The organism is Teredinibacter sp. KSP-S5-2 (genome assembly GCF_032773895.1).
Classification (GTDB): domain Bacteria; phylum Pseudomonadota; class Gammaproteobacteria; order Pseudomonadales; family Cellvibrionaceae.
Genome location: NZ_CP120416.1, coordinates 1,369,904 through 1,388,851 on the forward strand (window position 1 = coordinate 1,369,904; position 18,948 = coordinate 1,388,851).

At 42.9% G+C, this 18,948-nt stretch carries 18 protein-coding genes; 17 read left to right on the plus strand and 1 reads right to left on the minus strand.

Annotated elements, in window-relative coordinates:
- The first annotated feature begins 277 nt into the window (after positions 1 to 277).
- From P5V12_RS06350 to P5V12_RS06430, 17 genes are all read left to right on the plus strand, one after another.
- Positions 278 to 628: a metalloregulator ArsR/SmtB family transcription factor gene (locus P5V12_RS06350; RefSeq protein ID WP_316956507.1), complete on the plus strand. Its 351-nt coding sequence runs from the start codon at positions 278 to 280 to the stop codon at positions 626 to 628.
- Positions 615 to 1,127 carry an SRPBCC domain-containing protein gene (locus tag P5V12_RS06355; protein ID WP_316956508.1) on the plus strand — a complete coding sequence of 171 codons (513 nt, stop codon included), beginning with the start codon at positions 615 to 617 and terminating at the stop codon, positions 1,125 to 1,127. Before P5V12_RS06350 ends, P5V12_RS06355 begins: the two co-directional genes overlap by 14 nt.
- Before the next feature lie 33 nt (positions 1,128 to 1,160).
- Complete coding sequence (locus P5V12_RS06360; protein ID WP_316956509.1) at positions 1,161 to 1,949, plus strand: hypothetical protein; 789 nt, start codon at positions 1,161 to 1,163, stop codon at positions 1,947 to 1,949.
- A 266-nt stretch (positions 1,950 to 2,215) separates the two neighbouring features.
- On the plus strand, positions 2,216 to 2,509 hold the full coding sequence (locus tag P5V12_RS06365) for a hypothetical protein (RefSeq protein ID WP_316956510.1): 294 nt from the start codon (positions 2,216 to 2,218) through the stop codon (positions 2,507 to 2,509).
- A gap of 779 nt (positions 2,510 to 3,288) precedes the next feature.
- A complete protein-coding gene (locus tag P5V12_RS06370) occupies positions 3,289 to 3,603 on the plus strand; it encodes a hypothetical protein (protein WP_316956511.1) in 315 nt (104 codons plus the stop codon).
- A 151-nt stretch (positions 3,604 to 3,754) separates the two neighbouring features.
- Positions 3,755 to 4,516: a DIM/SIM/IMP family subclass B1 metallo-beta-lactamase gene (gene blaDIM, locus P5V12_RS06375; protein WP_316956512.1), complete on the plus strand. Its 762-nt coding sequence runs from the start codon at positions 3,755 to 3,757 to the stop codon at positions 4,514 to 4,516.
- A 262-nt stretch (positions 4,517 to 4,778) separates the two neighbouring features.
- Entirely contained in the window at positions 4,779 to 5,114 is a 336-nt protein-coding gene (locus tag P5V12_RS06380; protein WP_316956513.1) for a hypothetical protein, read from the plus strand.
- A 363-nt stretch (positions 5,115 to 5,477) separates the two neighbouring features.
- Positions 5,478 to 5,951 (plus strand): DUF4410 domain-containing protein, encoded by a 474-nt coding sequence (locus P5V12_RS06385; protein WP_316956514.1) that lies wholly within the window; start codon positions 5,478 to 5,480, stop codon positions 5,949 to 5,951.
- Positions 5,952 to 6,154: 203 nt separating this feature from the next.
- Positions 6,155 to 6,832, plus strand: a complete 678-nt coding sequence (locus P5V12_RS06390) for a class I SAM-dependent methyltransferase (RefSeq protein ID WP_316956515.1) — start codon at positions 6,155 to 6,157, stop codon at positions 6,830 to 6,832.
- A 55-nt stretch (positions 6,833 to 6,887) separates the two neighbouring features.
- Entirely contained in the window at positions 6,888 to 7,331 is a 444-nt protein-coding gene (locus P5V12_RS06395) for a hypothetical protein (protein WP_316956516.1), read from the plus strand.
- A 45-nt stretch (positions 7,332 to 7,376) separates the two neighbouring features.
- Positions 7,377 to 7,757: a hypothetical protein gene (locus P5V12_RS06400; protein ID WP_316956517.1), complete on the plus strand. Its 381-nt coding sequence runs from the start codon at positions 7,377 to 7,379 to the stop codon at positions 7,755 to 7,757.
- 27 nt (positions 7,758 to 7,784) lie between these two features.
- Complete coding sequence (locus P5V12_RS06405; RefSeq protein ID WP_316956518.1) at positions 7,785 to 8,234, plus strand: GNAT family N-acetyltransferase; 450 nt, start codon at positions 7,785 to 7,787, stop codon at positions 8,232 to 8,234.
- A gap of 107 nt (positions 8,235 to 8,341) precedes the next feature.
- Positions 8,342 to 10,870, plus strand: a complete 2,529-nt coding sequence (locus tag P5V12_RS06410) for a TonB-dependent receptor (protein ID WP_316956519.1) — start codon at positions 8,342 to 8,344, stop codon at positions 10,868 to 10,870.
- Complete coding sequence (locus P5V12_RS06415; RefSeq protein ID WP_316956520.1) at positions 10,871 to 11,383, plus strand: RNA polymerase sigma factor; 513 nt, start codon at positions 10,871 to 10,873, stop codon at positions 11,381 to 11,383.
- Positions 11,376 to 12,341: a FecR family protein gene (locus tag P5V12_RS06420; RefSeq protein ID WP_316956521.1), complete on the plus strand. Its 966-nt coding sequence runs from the start codon at positions 11,376 to 11,378 to the stop codon at positions 12,339 to 12,341. Before P5V12_RS06415 ends, P5V12_RS06420 begins: the two co-directional genes overlap by 8 nt.
- Positions 12,342 to 12,380: 39 nt before the next feature.
- Entirely contained in the window at positions 12,381 to 13,892 is a 1,512-nt protein-coding gene (locus tag P5V12_RS06425) for a hypothetical protein (RefSeq protein ID WP_316956522.1), read from the plus strand.
- Positions 13,893 to 14,230: 338 nt separating this feature from the next.
- Positions 14,231 to 15,730, plus strand: a complete 1,500-nt coding sequence (locus P5V12_RS06430; RefSeq protein WP_316956523.1) for a putative glycoside hydrolase — start codon at positions 14,231 to 14,233, stop codon at positions 15,728 to 15,730.
- Positions 15,731 to 15,886: 156 nt separating this feature from the next.
- On the opposite strand, the gene P5V12_RS06435 is transcribed toward P5V12_RS06430, so the two are convergent.
- Positions 15,887 to 18,724, minus strand: a complete 2,838-nt coding sequence (locus P5V12_RS06435; RefSeq protein WP_316956524.1) for a glycosyl hydrolase family 18 protein — start codon at positions 18,722 to 18,724, stop codon at positions 15,887 to 15,889.
- Positions 18,725 to 18,948 lie beyond the last annotated feature (224 nt).

Here is an 18,948-nt window from a genome sequence, read left to right on the forward strand (position 1 = left end):
TCATTTTGTGAAAAATCGGATTGAAAAGTACAAGCTGTCTGTTCCCGATAAAAAGACTATAGCGGCTATTTGATTTTTTGCCAGTGATCGTCTGGTTTCCGTCCAGGTAACACTTCTTTATCGTCATTCGTAACGCCTTTAACGATTGATGTAACACACACCATGTGAACATAACTTTTGGACGTATCTCACTTATCCACTGGTTAAGTGTTCGGTATCCGAAGGAGGGTGAATCGAAAAAGTTTGACATATTCCTATATTGGAATATATTGAGCGTATGGCCCGAACAAAAACCACCTCTGACCCGTTTAATGCGATCGCAGAACCCAAACGCAGGGCGCTTATCGAAAATCTGGCGGGGGGAGCCCTAACAGTGAATGAGATTGTCGGGCGAATGGGCTGGAACCAGCCTGTTGTATCCAAGCATCTTGGTGTGCTTAAGCAGGTTGGCCTGGTCTTGGAAAGCAAGCAGGGGCGTTTTCGGGTTTACCGGGTTAACCCTGAGCAATTAAAACTCATTCACGATTGGGTGCACCAGTTTGAAGGTTACTGGAGTCAGCAGTTGGATCAACTGGGGGAGTACCTTGATACCATTCAATCCAAGGAGATAAGCGATGACAACGAATAATAATAAGAACGTGGAGCCGACAATCCTGACGCGGGATTATCAAGCCCCAATTCAACTGGTCTACGAAGCCTGGACGCAAGTTGAGCATCTGGCTAAGTGGATGATGCCGCAAGCCGGATTTGAGTGTGAGTACACCAGATCCGATATTCGTGCCGGGGGAAGTACCCTGCATAAAATGACTTCGCCAGATGGCCATCAAATGTGGCTGTTAACGGAATACGAAGCCCTGACCCCGCCCACTTGTATTGTCTTCCGTCAATATATGTCGAACCAACTTGGCGATAAGCTGAGTAATCCACAAATGCCAGGTTGGCCAAAAGAGCTCAGAACAACGGTAGAGCTGACGGAAATTGCAGATAATCAGACCCGTTTAACTCTGACCTGGCAACCCATGAACGCAACAGACGTTGAGATCAAAGTGTTTAATGCCTCACGACCTCACCATGGTAAAGGCTGGGGTGCGGGGTTAGAACAGCTAGGCAAGTACCTTAGTCGGTAGTTTTATGTAAAGATTGCTCTCTGGGGGTGCTCAATGCTGGGCTTCAAAAAGTATAAATGCATAACAACTGTTTTGATATTTGCACTTTCTCTTCCTGTTTTTGCTTTAGGGGAGGGCACTGCGTCTGGTTACGTAACCTATAGCGAACTAATCTCCTCTTTAGAAAACATTATAAAAAATGAGATAGAAACTTCCGAAGTCATTAAAGCGGAATTTGTAGCTCTTCAGCAATCTCATGGCATTGCGGGTTCAGAAAGAGTTTATCGTGAGTTTGTACGAGTAAGAACCATTTTTGAAGCAACGAGAGACTCCGGTTTATGGCAATTACGCTGGGGGATAACAGACAAAGAGCCTAATTCGGACTCTATTTGGCATCAGTGGGATGCGTTGGTTGGCAATAGCTTTTGGGAAAAAGAGAGCCTCCAACCTACAGCAATAGCAGAGTGTGATGAACTATCGGCGTTGTTTGCATTTATATCCAGTAGTTTGGGGGTAAAGAATGTTGGCCTATTTTGGCCAACATGGAATCATACCGTCGCGGTGTGGACAACCGAAAATGAACAGGGGGAGCCTGTTCGTATCGTTATACCGACTTCTCAGGTTTTTATCAGTGCTAACGCAACATTAGGAACCAAAGAATTTGACCCATATAAACAAAAAACTATTTATCGATATCATCGTCAAGATGTGAAAAAGGACCATAAGATCCCTGTCTCGCTAGCAAGAATGATGATAGACCGAGTTAAAGATAATGGAACAATGCCGTCTTCCTTGTTGCAAGAGCGTAGAAATCTAACGTCCAAAATATTTGGTGGCTCATAGATATATCAAATTATGTTTTAAATGTTTTCTACATCTTCATCTGGAAATATTTTTCAGTGTGTTTTGATTTAAAATACATTGAGTCTAGTGTGTATGGTTTTCTGTGGGACATGTTTTTTAATCTCTAAAAGAAAATATTATGAGTGATAATAATTGTTATTTGTAATAAGGCTGTCTTGAGCTTGTATCGGCTCTTTAGCCGAGTTATTAGTTGGCTCTGTGGCTAGTTTCTTATATTATTAATACTTTCGTGGGGAGGGAGTTAGATGGAGTTTTTAATTTATTTTCTTTTAGATGCCATTATAAGTGGCTCTGTCTTGTGGGTTGCAAGCCGTATCACTTCAGTTGACCTGTTGTTTAAAACAGCCGTAATCGTTTCAGGTTGTTCAGCTCTTGTTGGGTTAATACCCGGTGTGGGATGGATTTTATCTATTGTCGTCTTTTTCTATTTATTGAAAAAATATACGGGGGCTTCGGTTTGGCCAGATCTTATTCTTATGGTATTAGTAAGTAAGTTGGTTGCAATTGTGGCGGTTATGGCAGTTGCAGGAAGTTTATAAACCTGAGCAGTGTTGTTATTCAATCTAAACCGTAATACCTAACTAATATCTGTATGAAGATCAAATTCATAAACTTTGGTAGAGGTGGCTTGATTGAAAAGCGGCCTCAAAATCTAAAAAAATATATTCGAAAACCGTTAATACTTCGAGTGTATGAGGTTGTACAGTTCTTTATTGGATTGCTATTCCTGTTTGGTATCGGAGGTATATTCGAGTCACCTTTTCACGCTGTAGCCATTTTCATATCCGGTATATTTTTAGTGGCAGGTTCAGTGCTATTGGGTATGGAATTGGCGCAATACCGAATTGTTTCAACAGTCGGAGCATTTTGTGTTGCGGTTTTGGTATGTTTTTTAGCTTCTAATTATCTATTCTTGATAATAGCCTTGGTTATCGTAGGCTTATATGTGGCACCTATGTACTTGTCAAAGCCTGCGGTTAGTTATTATCTTTGGGTTAAGAATCCGCAGTGAAAGTGTCTTGTTAACTGCTGCTGCGACTAAGCGAGAGGCTACTATAAACTTTGAGTAGTTAAAAATCGACTGTGTAATTAATCGCGTAGCGGTAAATTTTGAATAAAGGTTTTAATAAATGAAAATCAGATAAAATCGGCTAAATGTCGGGTTGATGATCGTCCATCTGGTCCTGATAAGTCGAGTATGAGTTTTTTTAGAAGTTGGTTGAAAATATGGGTATGCGCATCTGCCCATTAATTTTTTTCAAATTTTCACTTACTTGGGGTTGTGAGGCGCCGGCCCTATATCTATAAAGGAAATATAATGAAATACCTACTTACTCTATTTTTGTTTTTGTCTGTAAATGTATTTGGAGCCTGGGCGGGTCAGCTCAAGGGGAAAATTGCATTAACGGAAGTTGCACACGATGAACCTTATTCTTTTCGTGTTTCTTTAAAAGGCCAGCCCGCGTTGTGTGGAAACACAAATAACTGGGCTTACGTCAAGAAAACGGATTCAAATTATCCGACATTTGTAAGTGCATTATTGGCTGCCAAGTTTTCTGGCAGCGATGTTACTCTCTACACAATAGTTGATCCTGATGGTCGATGTTATCTAAGGCATCTGAGTATTGATTAATATGTAACAGTTAAAAAGCTAAATGTTTAACACTGGTCGATGTACTACACTGCTTTGTTTTTGGTCAAGTCTTGGCAATATGTAAATGGAGCTAGAGATGAAGCAGTAAATAGGATTTGCTTAAGTGAGTAGACTTCTTGTTGGAGGGGGTATGAATATACGATCATATTATCTTTTGTTAATTATTTTTTTGGGTTGTATGTCTTTCGCTAGAGAGGCTATTCCCCGTCTGGAAATTATCGAAATTGACAAGGGTGTTTTTCTGCACAAATCATATAGCCAAGTTGAAGGTTGGGGTTTGGTGAGTGCAAATGGTCTTGTTGTAGTTAATGATCATAAAGCCTTTATTGTTGATACCCCCTGGTCTGACCGAGACACAGAAAAACTTGTGGATTGGATCCGTTCAAAGAGCTATGAGTTGCTGGGGAGTATTTCCACTCATTCGCATGATGACAGAACCGCCGGAATAAAATGGTTAAACAATCATTCTATCCCCACTTATGCAACGACGTTAACCAACAATATATTGCGGGATAAAGGCAAGGCGCAAGCAAGGAACTCGTTAGAGGGGAATGAGAATGCGTTAGCGAATGGCTTGCTGGAAGTGTTTTATCCGGGAGGTGGCCACACCATTGATAATGTGGTCGTGTGGTTACCGAAACATCAAATATTATTTGGCGGTTGCTTTGTTCGTAGTCGTGAGACCGAAGGGTTAGGATACATTGGGGAAGCTCATATCGATAAATGGCCTGCTTCGGCGGAAAAGCTTCTTACTAATTATTCAAACGCAAAAATCGTTGTTCCTGGTCATGGGGCAGTAGGGGATGTTGAGCTGTTAAGGCATACAAAGTATCTAGCGGTAAAGGCTTCCAGTAAAGCAGAGAAGAGTATTGCAAAAGTGCTCTCTGAGTAAAGTAACAGGTGGATTTATCTTTGTAGTTCGGTAGTGTTTCTTTGATTTTGGAGCGTGTTGTATCTCGAGTAAAATTCGTTTCATATATGACTGGCTTATAGGTGGGGACATATAAGTTTAGTGTTGGATGGGAATAGCTCCTTGCTCAATGAATGGATGTGCTTTATGGCGGTATGCAGCATCTAAAAATGATATGGCAAATATGTGTAACGATTATTTAAAATTTTTGATTGTGCGTGCTAATAGCTAAATTGGAGTAACTATGAAAAAATTCATTTTTTGTTTGGTGTTGTTGATTGCAGCACAGGGGGTAAATGCTGCGACGGGAAAAACCGTTTCTGGAAAAGTCGGTGTATTAAGAAATCATACATTAATTCATGAGCAAACTCCGGTAAAAGGTTTTACAGTTTTTCAACTGGATGCTGCTTTAGTTTCTCCATGTACTTGGTTATATATAGCACCTGAGGATAAGGCTAGTTTGTCTTTTTTAATTTCAAGTAAAGCTCAGAATAACGAGGTTCGTGTTTATTATTACACTGATGTTGTCTCGCCTTGGTCAACGATGACATGTGCTGTTTACGCGATTGATCTTCTGTGAAGGTGCTCGATATTGGTTGTGGGGATGGGGTTCTACGATTGGATTGTTTTCCCGTTTGTGAGTCTAATTTTTATGCAGTCCGTCAGAGGTGTTGTAAAGCTGAATAAGTTCAAGAAAGCCTTTTCTGAAAACCCAAGAGAAATGGATAATGTGGCTGTTCCAAAGCCGTGTTATATCACGCAATTTTTTGGTATCTCCCTAAATGAATAAGAGGGTTTTGTTGGCGAAAGTATATAATAATAACTTTCGGTGATTAGGGTATTTTACTTGAATGTCCTTTAATGTGGAGTACGGCGTGGAGCTTTGATCTAATATGGGGCTCAACTAACAATGAATATCTATTAAGTCAAAAGAGGAAGCAAAATGAAAAAAATGGTTGTATTAACGTTGGTTTTCAGCTACGTATTTCTAGCCGGGTGTGCAGGGACTCACTTACGTGTTGATCAGGGTTATGCTTTTCAGCAGAACGATATCTTTTCTTATGAGATTGTTGATAACGCGAATGTAACTCCACAAGGAATGTCTATTTTTAAGGAAAGATTGGAGTCAAAAATTAAAGCGTTAGGGTTAAATACCTCCGGTGAATCAACTAAGTTAATCGAAGTAACGTTCACAAATTACTACATGCGACACGGAGCGGCTAGAGCTTTGGTTGGTGTAATGGCCGGTTCAGATAATATAACTAGTACTGTTCTAATTAAGGATAGATCCAGTGGTGAAATCGTGGGAAAACTGCAGGTGGTTTCCAAGAATCCCACTGCAACAAGTTCTGCTCGCCTGTTAATTGAACAGCATGCTGATAAAATAGCTGACTACATTAAAACCGGTAAGTTATAGTTTTTTAATGTTCGAAAGAGGAGTGGATATTTTTAGTCGTCTTTTTTTGAAGGAAAATTGTCAGCTTGATATTCCACTGCCTATTACTCTTGAATAAGTTGTCAGCCAATTATATTGATTGCTTTTGTCTTAGTGAGAGTTTGCCTGCTAGCGAATTCGTTTGCGCATTTACGTAGATAGATGAGTGTATGATGGAGACTTAGATGCCTTCCTCAAAGGAAAAACAGATTCTGAACTCTTGGGCGAAAAATGCGTCTCCCTGGGTTAACGCCATTCAGGAAAAGCAAATTCAGAGTCGAAATCTGGTCACGGATCAAGCCATAATTGATACGGTTATGTCGTATTCCCCAAATAACGTTCTCGATATCGGTTGCGGAGAAGGGTGGCTCGCTCGTGCGCTTTTTGCCAGAGGGGTGTCTGTTACTGGCGTCGATGCAACCGAAAAGCTAATTAGCCAAGCCAGACAGTTTGGGGGCGGTGAGTTTCAGATTTTGCCATACGATCAGATATCAAGCAGCGCCATACCTGGTCGATATGATCTTGCGGTCTGTAATTTCTCACTCTTGGGAAAGGATTCTGTCGAGTATCTTTTTAAAACCCTGCCTGAATTATTGCAACCTCAAGGGCGGTTTATCGTTCAAACCCTTCACCCTCATGCAAGTTATGGTCAGGCGAGATATGAAGACGGGTGGCGCAGTGGATCATGGGATGGCTTTAGTCAAGAGTTTGTTGATCCTGCTCCCTGGTATTTTAGAACTCTCGAATCATGGGTTAACTTATTTTTGAATAACGGTTTTACATTAGGCGAGCTTAAAGAAACAATTAATCCACAAACGGGAGCTTTGGCTTCGTTGATTTTGGTTGGAGGCGTGAATCCGTAAGTATTTGATGATTCTGATGTCGGTTGGTTTGTATCTTGTTTTTTGGTTCTGATGTATGAAAGAAGAGTATAAATATGGATTTCTGGCCAAGCATAGAGGGTTGTGTTGGGCTACGTTTCTAACAGCGATAATGGTCTACGGAGTGTTCCAGAATATGGTGCCCTCCATAGGTTTTACCGTGGTGTTTAGTCTAATTACATACATATTGCTATTCGCTGTGGACTTGCGAAGTAAGAAGAGATACGGATCAATCTATATCTCCGAGTTGGGTATCACCTCATCAAGTGGAGATTTTTATGAATGGGGACAATGCAAGCGGATTGAGATGTTTCCGAAGCAGGGTGTATGCGCTGACGATATTGATATGGATAGTGAAATTGCATTCGGCGGAGCAGGGATTCGAGTAGTAACAGAAAGCGGAGATAAAATACTCATTTATGCCAAGATAAATAATTTTAGTAAATTAGGCGATATAATCGAAGAGAAAATTGCAGGTTAGAACACAGGTTAAAAAATCGTTATAAAGGTAAAGTGTAATCATACTATGTGGTACAAACGATTCGGATTTAAATTCCCTCAAGGGCGCAGTGGTGCAGAGACGTTTCTCATTGTCTTGGTTCCTCCTGTTGCTATTTTCCTGGTTGGCTTGTTAGCGGGAATTACCCAAAACTTCTATATTCTGTGGCTTATTGTTCCGGCTATCATTGGTGGTTTTGAGTTGGTTGACAGGTTATTCGTAGAGCGAAAATCCAGGATTCGGATAAAACGCAGGAAAATGCATATAAAGAATACTTTGAAATATATAAACTCTGGACGTATTGATCAGGCAAAGGAGTCTCTACGAAGGGCTAAGTTGTATGGAGAGCTACCGGAGGAGCTCAAAGAGATTGACCGACGGTTAACTCAATTAACAAGCACTGAGTAAGGTCTCGTTTCAAATAGGTCAAAATATATGGACATTATTCGTTATACATCGAAATATCAACGCCAATGTTTACTGTTGTTTGATAGCAACCTCGGAACGTATTTCGTGGAGTGTGAACGGGCTAAGTTTCAAACCTTTTTAGAAAATTATGCCAGCACTTACCCCTATTTCGTGATTGAGCAACATGGAGTTGTTGTGGCTTGCGGTGGATATGAGCAAGAGGAAGAGCATGTCACGTTTAGCTGGGGGATGGTGGATCGCAGTCTTCATGGCCGAGGTATCGGCAAAAAGCTTGTGGAGTTCAGGCTCAATGAAATTCTTCAGGAATACCCGGATCGACAAATAAAAATAGACACTTCACAGCTTACTCAAGGCTTTTATGAAAAAATGGGGTTTGTTGCCTACGAAGTTGAGAAAAATGGTTATGCTGCCGGTTTGGATAAAGTATTCATGAGGTATACGAATGCTAGAGGCTAAAATGATTGCCATTATTGATGGATTGTAGAGTTACTTTTAGCATATACATAATCGATAAGAGCATTTATTATTGCCGGCAAAATCAATAAGTCTGTTATCGAATTATCATGGATGCTTTTCTTCAATCTTTAGTGCCAGTTCGCGCATTCGTTGTATTAATACTTATTTCTCTTAATTATTCCGTTCAGGCCTCCTCTGAGAGCAGAATTCGTTTTTTCGATTTGCCTGCCCAGAATTTACAGTCGGGGCTTATTGAGTTTGGTTTACAAGGGCAAGTCTCTATTGTCGCGGACAATAAGTTACTTAAAGGAAAACGTTCTAACCCTATCGTCGGCCCACATACGATCGACAGTGCTTTAACCTTGCTGTTGGCATCGAGTTCTCTAACCTATCAATATTTACCTGATGAAGGGGTATACGTTATTCGGCGGAGGGTGATTGATGCTGAGCCGGATCTGGTAATTGCTCAGGAGAGTGACTCCAGCTCAATTGATGAAACTCTGGTCTTGGGCAATAAGTACCCCTTTCGTTATCATACTGTCACCAATTCGCAGATGCATGGCAGTGTGTCTTATTTCGATTCTTCCCGGTTTCTTAATACCATTCCTGCTGAGTTGTTTGAAGACCAACAGGCGAGAGAATTAGCTGATGTATTGAAGTTTGCCAGTGGCATCACTCCGGGGGATGGTATTTCAAATAGCAACGATGACGCCTATATTCGAGGTTTTCAAAGGCATGCAATTTACGTAGATGGTTTTCGTTTGGGAGACTCTGCCGGTGGGAAAATTCACCCAGCGAATATCGAAAGAATAGAAATTCTTAAAGGTCCGTCCACGTTGTTGTTTGGCCAAGCTGAACCGGGGGGAATAATTAATGTTATTCGTAAGGGGCCACAGTCTAACCATTTCTTCCACGCTACCGCAAAGAGAGGTTCATTTGGCCGTAAAGAGTTTTCCGTCGATTGGAACAACTCCCTAGGAAACGTTGCCGACATACGTTACCGCGTTATTGGTGCCAGCTCTTCCCAGAATCAATCCGGTGGATATCATAATATTGAAAACGACATGCTTACCATATCGGCTGATTGGCAAGCGACTCCCGATACAATGATAAATATGGCAATTGAGCACCGCCGTTTCCGACAGACATGGGATAGGGAATATGAGGTGTTATTTCCCCATGGTGATGCCTCGGATAGCATTTCTTTATCTGCATTAGCGCAGCAAAATAGACCGGAATTCAGTGCGGAATTTTCTCTGATTGATGTTGAATTTGATCATTATCTTTCTGCGAGCTGGCATATACAAACAAGTGTCTTTCTACACAATGAAGAGCGAGAAGGTGTTCGGACATCTATTGACACCATCTTTAATAAAGACTTGTTTTTTGATCCGGATGAGTTGGGCGAACAATTTCGGGTCTATATAGCGGGTGGGCAAATGGCGTTGCCGTTGATCTTTGATTCTAGTAGCGGAGCAACACGGTACCGTATTGGTACGATCAAAAGTATCTACGATGAGTTTTCTAGTGACAATACGGGAGAAGTGAAAATCCGATTGGAGGGGGATGTATCTTTCTTTGCTACTGAACATTATCTTTCATTGGGGATAGATGCATACCAAGCGGACCGAGAGCATCGTTATATTATCGAGGAACGTGATTTATTTACTGGCAAGGAATGGACGCCGGAAGAGTTTGATACCGGTTTCCAGGAAGTGCTGAATACCATTTCCTCATCCACATCCCGATTGGGGAACTTGGAGGAAAATGAATCTCAGTTACAAACTCAGGATCTGGGTTTTTTCGTTCAAGATGTTATTGAATTAAGCCCATATTGGCTGGTATCGCTTGGTACTCGATATTCGTCAATTTCAGGAGAGTTTCTGAGCCATGATAACCGTACAATCGAACTCAGCAACCATAATCGGTTTTCCTCTCAGGTCGGAGTGGTGTTTAAGCCTTTGGAGAATCAGTCACTCTATTTGAATTACAGTGAAGCGTTAAAGGCAAATTATCGGATTGACTATAGTGGGGATTCGCCTGTAAAACCTGAGTTATCGGATCAACTGGAGTTTGGTGTTAAATCGCTATTATGGAATGGAAAATTGCTCTCTAGCTTTGCTCTGTACCAAATCAATAAAGAAAATATTATTGATATCCGCTATGTGAATGGACAGCGACGTCTTTTGTCCGGGCATGAGGAACAAGTAAATGGAATGGATTTTGATGTGACGCTATCTCCCTGGCCATCGCTTAATTTCATCGCAGGCTATGCCTATATGAGGCCGGAAATTATCTCCGGTCAATGGCAGGGAAATCAATCACCGCTAGTAGCTGAACACAGTGGCAGTCTCTTTATCAATTACATGCCAATAAAACGATGGGATATGAGTCTAGGGGTAAATTATGTCGGTGAACGGTACGCCGATGCTGAGAACCTTCACCCCATTGCTGCATACCAGACCTTTGATTTTTCTTCACGTTATCGTTTTTCTGTGGCGAATATCGATTGGTCGTTGGATTTTTCGGTAAAGAATCTAACCGATGAATCCTATTTAAACGCATTAGTAGGAGGTATTCGTAATAACGCTTCTGAAGGTAGGGCTTATTCACTCGGTTTGGGAGTGGAGTTATAGATGCTGGAAGATCGAAGTTTGCTTGGCACCTTATTTGAAAAGTATGGTGTGGACTTAAAGAAGCTTATCGCATTTAAGTTCAATAAATCCCAGGATGATGCGGAAGAAGTGGTTCAAGATGCGTTTCAGCGCGTATTGAAGCTGGGAAATATCTCCGAATTGGATAATCCAAAGGCCTACTTGTATCAGACGGCAGCCAATCTGGCGTTGAACCGTATTAGAAAAATCAACAGGCATCGTGAATACCTGGCGAATCAAAACCCGGATCAAAGCTATGATTTGTCTCCAGAGCGCTCTACCACTGCACGAAAAGATCTGGAGAAAGTGGAGAATTCTATTGAGCGTTTACCAGAAAAATATCGGCGTACATTTTTACTCAGTCGAGTAGATGGGAAAAGTTACAAAGAAATCAGTCTGGAGTTAAATATTGCAGAAAGCACGGTTGAAAAACATATCATAAAAGCACTCAAATTTTTACGGGAAGTGCTTGAAGAGGGGAGCATGAATGAATAACAACGCTCTGAATCGTCGCGCAGAAAATGAAGCCATTGAATGGTTAGCCAAGCTTGAATCGTCCAACCTAACAGTTGAGCAGGAGCAGGCATTTATGCGTTGGCTGGAGATGTCTCCACGACATCAAGCGGCCTATATCAAGGTGGAAGAACTCTGGCAGCGAGGGGAGGTATTGAATCGCCTTCCGGAAAACCGAATGAATTTTACCTGGATGACACGTTGGTTAGCGATACCTGCAACCTGTGCAATTCTTCTTGTGGGCGTTTTTTTGTATTCTCATATGAGTTCGACTCTCTCTGAGAGTTATGACATACAAACTGCTCAAGGTGAATTCAAGCGTATCTCCTTACAAGATGGTTCTGATATTGCTTTGAATACACATAGTCAACTGAGAGTGGCGGTCACTAACAATAGACGTGAAGTGTTCCTGGAAAAGGGTGAAGCGTTTTTCGACGTAAACAGGGATCCGAATAGACCTTTTATTATTAATAGTCATTTCGGTAGTGTTCGTGTTCTTGGTACTCAATTTTCAGTCCGGGTTCTCGAGGGAGATATTGAGGTCACGGTGTTAGGGGGCAAGGTTGAGATTGGACACTATGACCAGAATAATCATCAATTTCATGCACAAGCTGTTGTGATTAAAGATCAGCAGCTCTCTATGTCTGACGCTGAAGAAGGCGTTCTGCCCGATGAGGTAAACGCGCATCAACGATTAAGTTGGCGAGACAAAAAATTAATCTATGAGCGTGCTCGTTTGGACGCGGTAATCGAAGATTTACGGCGCTATTACCCTCAAACTGTATTGCTCGCCGATTCAGAAATGGCCGAAATGGAGATTACGGCGGTTATCCAGATTGCTGAATTTGAAACGACCGTAAAAGTGTTGGCTCACTCTCTGGCAATAACTCCGATTTTTTCCGATGATGGAACACAGGTAACACTGCAGGCGGGAGATTAGCTGTTTTCGTAGAGGGTTCTGTTAACAGTTTTAATGACTATGAAATACTTATTTTATGTAACTTGTGTGCTTGGGATTTTGTCCTGTGGGTCGGGAGACAATAGTGCGCAGTTTGATACGACTAATGTCACTCAAATTGACTCCGGTGAAAATGGTTCTGGCGCTATTCTGACAGAGGATTTGACCGCAAGCCCTGGTGATGTTGTTCGTATATTGGGTGCAGGCAGTACGTCAAAGCATGCCATTTACCGCTGGACGTTAATTGGCGATTTCCCTATCGGTTTTTTAAAACCCGATGGGACTGCGGTGGAAGCCCCCGATTCTCGTGATCTATTGGTGCATATACCTGCATCTTATGCCGGAGAAAGCTTTAGTCTGCAATTGGATATTGATGATGGCGGTACTCGAGATAATTCCGAAGTGATTACCATAAATGTTACTCCGTGTGTCGATAAAGACACGTATATTTTTGTTGATTGTATTGATCCGTCATGGAAAGGGATTGCCAGTGAAGAAAGAATCAATATGGAAGAGGTTCAAACTTTCTATACCGGGGAGGGTGAGCGTCATGTTAATTGGTCTGTGCTTAATCTACTTGATGATGAGCACAACCAAGTATTGGATATTCAATTTCGTAAAGAAAACAGTGCGGGCGCGATTTTTATTTCCTCGCGGGAAATGGCTTATGTTTCCACCTCAGCCACCTCTGGCGGCAATTTTTCCACCTATTCTCGCGATAGTTTGCATTTTGATATGCGAGTGCTTGACGCTGCGGGTAACGATACGATTTTTCTTGAAGGGGAATGCCAAACGCCTTGTGTCGGGCCCCGATTGCAACTTCCGATTGATACCTCTGGCCAATGGTTTACCCAAAAAGTGTACTCCCACATGATTGAATTCTTGGGACGAGATTTCTCCAACCTAACCAGTGCTTTTAAAATCAGCCCTGGGAGTTTGCAGCAACAAGGTTTTCATATTCAGGTAGATAATATCCGTTTTTATACAGATATATGCGACAGTGTTGCTGGGCAAGTATTTAGAGACTGCTTTGATCCTACTTGGTTTCGCCCTGGAACCTGGGATTCTGAAGGCACCTTGATTATTGGCAGTGGTTTGAATGACCCTACGTTTGGTGAACATGTCTTTTGGGAGTTGGTTTTTCCTGGCGACCCTGAACGAAGTGATGTACTCCAGCTTTCTTTTGTGAAGCCGGGGGTTTACGGTGGATTTTTTACGGAAGCGCTAAATTTCAATACGAGTGTATCGAATTATAGCGACGGGGACTTTGTATTTGATTTTCGCTTGATATCGCCAAGTTCGGAGAATGCAGCGGTCTATTATAATTGCGGCCCGGACTGCGAGGGTATTAAAAATGTGATTTCCTTCGGCGAGCCAGGAGTATGGCAGGAGGTACGTATTCCAGTACGCACATTGGAAGCACAAGGTATGAATATCAATGATGTTCGCAGAGGGATTAATATTTTTCCGTCGGATTCAAAAGCTCAGGATGGCTTGGTTTTTCAGTTAGACAATATTCGTTTTGAAAACTAGCTCCTTTCTTTATTCGTTGTGCTGCCTCTAATGGGGCCATTTATGGCCCTGGTAGGCTAGTAATTACATCCTGGTTTTCTATCCTCCATCTAATCACATCTTTTTACCTATTAGTCTCGGCTTTCGTTGACAGAGCCTGTAATAGAGTCTTTGTGTCTAAATTTTGATCGCATTATTTTTTTCAAAAAAAATGGAGGGGGTCTGTGGCTCAGGTGTTATTGCTTATGTTGGCAGCCTCAAGGTCTGCTCAGTTTACGGATTTAAAGACAGGAGTCAGCGGGTTTTGAGGTTGTCAGCTGTGGAACTGGAAAAGTATAACAATTGAGGAGTAAATATTGATGACACGCTTTTTATCTTTGCTTGTAGTGATGGTATCTGCAGCATTAACGGCCTGTGGCGGTGGGTTGTTAGCTGATGCAGGTGATGATGTAACCGTTTCCGGCGGGCAGCAGGTTGAATTAAATGGTGGCGCTTATGCCTTTAATGAGGATGGTAGTCAGGCCCAGGTAGACACTACCTTAACCTACCAATGGACACATAATGGAGGAGAGTCCGTTTTATTATTGGATAGTGAAGGAAAAGTAACAACGGATAACACAACACAAAAGCTTATTGCATTTATTCCAGCAGAGCTTCAGGGGAAATCAGTGGAATTTACCCTTGTTGTAAATGATGGTGTTACTGAAAGTATTCCAGATAGTGTTTCGGTCAACGTTGAACCTTGTACTCAACAAGAAGGTGATGTCTTTATCGAATGCGTTGATCCTACTTGGCAAGGGTTATCGGGTTGGGAGATGAGTGAAGGCTTGGAGCCGTTTAATTATTTTAGCGGTGCAACTCAGAATCACGTTCAATGGTCAATTCAAAATTTACAAGATCAAGCCCATAATCGTGTTGTCGATGTTCAATTTAATCACAGTGCTGTCAATGGAACCTTTCAATTATTGACCGCAAAACGCGGTTTGAGTGGATATCCTGAACAAGAGCAGCTCATTGATATGACAGCATTTGCAGGCGGCCAACTTAAATTTGATATCCGGGTATTGGACATGGGGTTAACTGAAAATATTTGGTTGCAAGTTGAGTGTGGCTGGCCTTGTCAGAGTGCACCTTTCCAAGTGCCTGTGGCAGAAGTAGGGCAATGGCAATCAGTTTCTTTTAATGTCGACGATTTACAGTCGATAGGTTTAGATCTATCAAAAGTAGGTACTGCTCTGCAAATTAATCCAGATTGGAATTTGCAGCAAGGCGTGCATTTCCAGCTGGACAATATACGTTGGGAAAAATCGGGTTGTGTTGATCAACCTGGCAATGTTTACGGTAATTGCCTGGATAGTAAATGGGGCGGGTTTGGTGCCTGGGACACGGAGTGGAATGGAAACTATTTTTACACTGATGTAAATAATCATGTTCAATGGACGGAAGTATTCTCCGGCGATCCAGTACGTAAGAATGTCTTGGAGATATCCTTTAATAAAGATGACGTATTGGGAACCTTCTATATATTCCCACCACAGCAATTAGGCCCGGATTTTTCCGAATTTATAAATGGTGATTATGTTTTCGATATAAAAATACTGTCTGTCGGCGCTGAAACGACAAGTCTGGTATATAACTGTGGCTATCCGTGCAATGGAACAAGTCATAGGATTGATAAGAGCCTGGTCGATCGTTGGCAAGAAGTTCGGATACCTGTTTCTCAGTTAATTTCTGATGGGATGGATATTACCGCTGTGCCTGTTGGGATAAATATATTACCGGACTGGGTGATACCACAATCTGGTTTTCGTTTTCAGTTGGATAACATTCGCTTTGAAAACCCTGTAGTGGTGCAATAGTTTGATGCCTTAAATACCAAACAAATTAAAGGGAAGGCGGGATGTTTTCTCTATTAATGAAAAGTAATTCGCATACCTTGCAACAAGGTGAGTAAAAAAAGCCCGCGTAAAACGCGGGCTACAACGATGCAATCTAACGATTAGATTGTGGCTAAGTTATTGACAGGCTCCAAGAGAAGTCCAGGCACTTTGCCATGCCCAGCCAGTTCCTGGCGCGTATGGTCCACCGATAGAACACCATCCGCCAACGGTACACTGGTATTCAATACCACCGGCTTGAACCGTGTCACCTGTGCTGTATGCAGCGCCGTCAACATAGTTCGGCGCGGTACACGTTGTGCCACCAGACGAGCTTGAAGAAGAGCTGCTGCTCGAGCTGGATGAAGATGAGCTACTGGACGAGCTAGAGCTGCTGGAAGAGGAGCTGCTAGACGAAGACGAGCTGCTTGAGCTGGATGATGAACTGGAAGAGCTGCTGGAAGTACCGCAGTCACTTGCTGATGCATTCGTCCAGGCGTATTGATAAGCCCAGCCTACACCCGGCTCGTATGCGGATGAACCGCTTGAACACCAGCCGCTAACTGTACATCTGTAGTAGCCACCAGCATTGGTCACTACCTCACCCACTTGATAGCTGTTACCCGCAACATACGCAGAACAGGTGCTGCCGCCAGAAGAAGAACTGCTGGAGCTGGACGAGCTGCTTGTGCTTGAAGATGAGCTTGAGCTGGATGAAGACGACGATGAACTGCTGGAGCTGGAAGATGACCCACTGCCGTCACAGTTTTTGATGAACTCCCACGGGCCAGAAGCTGAGCTGCTTGGTGGTGTACCCGAGATGTACCACTTGTTGCGATAAAGCATGCCTTGGTAAATTACTTCGGTACCTGCTTGAGCATACACAGTGCTTGCATTCCAGGCCGGTGCATCACACGCTAGCACAGCAAAGTCAGTGGTGACTGTTTTGCTGAAGCCATCACTGCTGGTAGCCACAACAGAAAGCGTGTAGTTACCAAAACTGGCTGGATAGAATGCTGCGGTGTATGTGTCACCTGCCTGGCTGACGACCAATTGCTCAGAGCCAACAGACATCTGCACGCCAGTCACTGAACCCAAGGTGTAAATAACGTCAGCTGAGATAGCAACGCTGCCCAGAGTGTCTTGAACGACTTTTGCGCCCGGTGCTGTAATTGTGACTTCCGGAGCTAGGTGGTCATTGTTTACATCCAGTTTTAATACTGCAGAACGTTGGGCATTGTTGGCGTTGTCTGTGGCAACAGCAACAATGTCGTACTTACCTGCAAGAACTGCGTTCCAGGTAAAGGAGAACGGCGCACTGCTGGCAGTACCAATTAGCTGATCATTCGCATAGTACTCAACGCTGATGACTTGTCCGTCTGCGTCGTTAGCCGCAACAGTAAAGGTAACGTTATCACCCGGTGCAATTTGGTCGCCGGCAATAGGTGAAGTAATGCGAATAGTTGGGCAACCCTTACAGCCCAGCGCAAAGACTTCGTTCATCTTATTGGCAAGCTTGGGGTTTACGCCGTTACATACAGGCAATTTGCCATGCATGGTGTAACCACCAACGCATTCAAAATCACCGGCCACTTGCCAAACGATACCACCGCCTAAGCCATAGTCATTGACGTATTGGGCTTTTAAGCCAATTGAACGCTCGTTATCGTAGCTGAGGAAGTAACTCTTGGTTCCAGCGTCTTTGGTTAGGTATGGTACCTTGGCGTCGTCGTCCCAATGCTCAGTCCAGCCGTTGGCTTTTTGCGATTCGATAAAGAAGAAGTTAGGTGTACCGTCGTACACTTCTTCTTTCCAGTTGTCGTAATCTGCAGCCGTGGTAATGGGGCCGTCTGGTTGAATGGTGACATCACGCTTGATGGTGGTTTGATTCAAACCCGTAGGTGCTTCGGTAACCACACCACGACCATAGAAGGCAAAGCCCATATTGATTTTATGGCCGGGGATACCCTGGTTCAGTAACCATTGTGCGGTAACATCCCAGCTTAGATCCCACTCTGCGCCAGGGTAGTTGTATAGCGGAGAGTTGTGTCCTGCAATATTAGACCAGCCGCCGTTCACGTCGTAGGTCATCATATTGTAGTAGTCCATGTATTTATTTAATTCTGTCCAATCAAAACCGGCGAGTTTGTCTGGCACCATAGAGAAAGCAGAAGTAATTAATTTATCTGGACCAATTTCAGCGCGAATTTCTTTTACCAGAGTTAAGAAGTTCGCGTAGTCAGCTTGGGTACCGGTAAAGTTCATGCCGGTGAAGGGGCCTGGGTATTCCCAGTCCAGATCGATACCGTCAAAGCCAAGGCCCATAAGGGTTCTTACACCTTCCATAAATTTGGCACGTTTCGCTGGGTCTGCTGCCATTTCCGGGAAGTGCTTACACATACTCCAGCCACCGATGGAGGCCATTACCTTCACACCGTTTGCATGAGCGTGTTCGATTAAGCCGGGCTTGCCACCAACTTTGCGCGCAGGAATTGGGAAGCTGCCAGATAAACCAGAAGGTTGGTGAGTCCAGCTTTGACCGGAAACCACAAAACCTTGGTCTTTGGTTGCCTGACTTTCGGTGTAAGTTGGTTGTAACTCACCCCAGATCAAATACAGATCCCAACTACTGTACACATCCGTCATCAGAATGGGAGCGGGTTGTTGTACAACACCATCTTGGTAGATCTTCTTATTTCGGTAGTCACCGGAGTGTAGTGAGCCATCGACAGCCACACCGAAAAATGAATAGTTAAGAATGGTGTATTTGGACATGTCCACATTTAAATGGTTGGACGCGCCTTTTGCCGGGAATCCCGCTTTGGTGTCTTTCCAGGGGTCCCATTGGGTGATGTAACCGACAATCTGTTTTTCATGATCTGCCGTGGTTGCTGCAAAAACCCTGAGTGCAAAACTGGAAAACAGCGTGACCAGTACGAGCAATAGGGCAAGCTGTTTCGGGTATCTCTTATACATAGCTCTACCTTTTTATTAGAAATAATGAACGGCTGCATTTATAAATGTTTGGTTCATTGCGTTATTTAGGTGACTTGCGTTGATTCTTATTCTTGAAATCAAAGATTGATTTCTTCTCATAGAAATAATGAGCCAGCACAAATGACTATAGATGATGTATTTCATCCCAGACAGGACGACTCACAAAGATGTTTCCTCAATGTTTTTTATTCATATTGTTTTAG

Coding starts and splice junctions, on each gene's coding strand:
- P5V12_RS06370 (WP_316956511.1), top strand. CDS start 3,289: ATGAAATACCTACTTACTCTATTTTTGTTTTTGTCTGTAAATGTATTT.
- P5V12_RS06410 (WP_316956519.1), top strand. CDS start 8,342: ATGGATGCTTTTCTTCAATCTTTAGTGCCAGTTCGCGCATTCGTTGTA.
- P5V12_RS06405 (WP_316956518.1), top strand. CDS start 7,785: ATGGACATTATTCGTTATACATCGAAATATCAACGCCAATGTTTACTG.
- P5V12_RS06380 (WP_316956513.1), top strand. CDS start 4,779: ATGAAAAAATTCATTTTTTGTTTGGTGTTGTTGATTGCAGCACAGGGG.
- P5V12_RS06350 (WP_316956507.1), top strand. CDS start 278: ATGGCCCGAACAAAAACCACCTCTGACCCGTTTAATGCGATCGCAGAA.
- blaDIM (WP_316956512.1), top strand. CDS start 3,755: ATGAATATACGATCATATTATCTTTTGTTAATTATTTTTTTGGGTTGT.
- P5V12_RS06415 (WP_316956520.1), top strand. CDS start 10,871: ATGCTGGAAGATCGAAGTTTGCTTGGCACCTTATTTGAAAAGTATGGT.
- P5V12_RS06435 (WP_316956524.1), bottom strand. CDS start 18,724: ATGTATAAGAGATACCCGAAACAGCTTGCCCTATTGCTCGTACTGGTC.
- P5V12_RS06385 (WP_316956514.1), top strand. CDS start 5,478: ATGAAAAAAATGGTTGTATTAACGTTGGTTTTCAGCTACGTATTTCTA.
- P5V12_RS06360 (WP_316956509.1), top strand. CDS start 1,161: ATGCTGGGCTTCAAAAAGTATAAATGCATAACAACTGTTTTGATATTT.
- P5V12_RS06425 (WP_316956522.1), top strand. CDS start 12,381: ATGAAATACTTATTTTATGTAACTTGTGTGCTTGGGATTTTGTCCTGT.
- P5V12_RS06420 (WP_316956521.1), top strand. CDS start 11,376: ATGAATAACAACGCTCTGAATCGTCGCGCAGAAAATGAAGCCATTGAA.
- P5V12_RS06365 (WP_316956510.1), top strand. CDS start 2,216: ATGGAGTTTTTAATTTATTTTCTTTTAGATGCCATTATAAGTGGCTCT.
- P5V12_RS06430 (WP_316956523.1), top strand. CDS start 14,231: ATGACACGCTTTTTATCTTTGCTTGTAGTGATGGTATCTGCAGCATTA.
- P5V12_RS06395 (WP_316956516.1), top strand. CDS start 6,888: ATGAAAGAAGAGTATAAATATGGATTTCTGGCCAAGCATAGAGGGTTG.
- P5V12_RS06400 (WP_316956517.1), top strand. CDS start 7,377: ATGTGGTACAAACGATTCGGATTTAAATTCCCTCAAGGGCGCAGTGGT.
- P5V12_RS06390 (WP_316956515.1), top strand. CDS start 6,155: ATGCCTTCCTCAAAGGAAAAACAGATTCTGAACTCTTGGGCGAAAAAT.
- P5V12_RS06355 (WP_316956508.1), top strand. CDS start 615: ATGACAACGAATAATAATAAGAACGTGGAGCCGACAATCCTGACGCGG.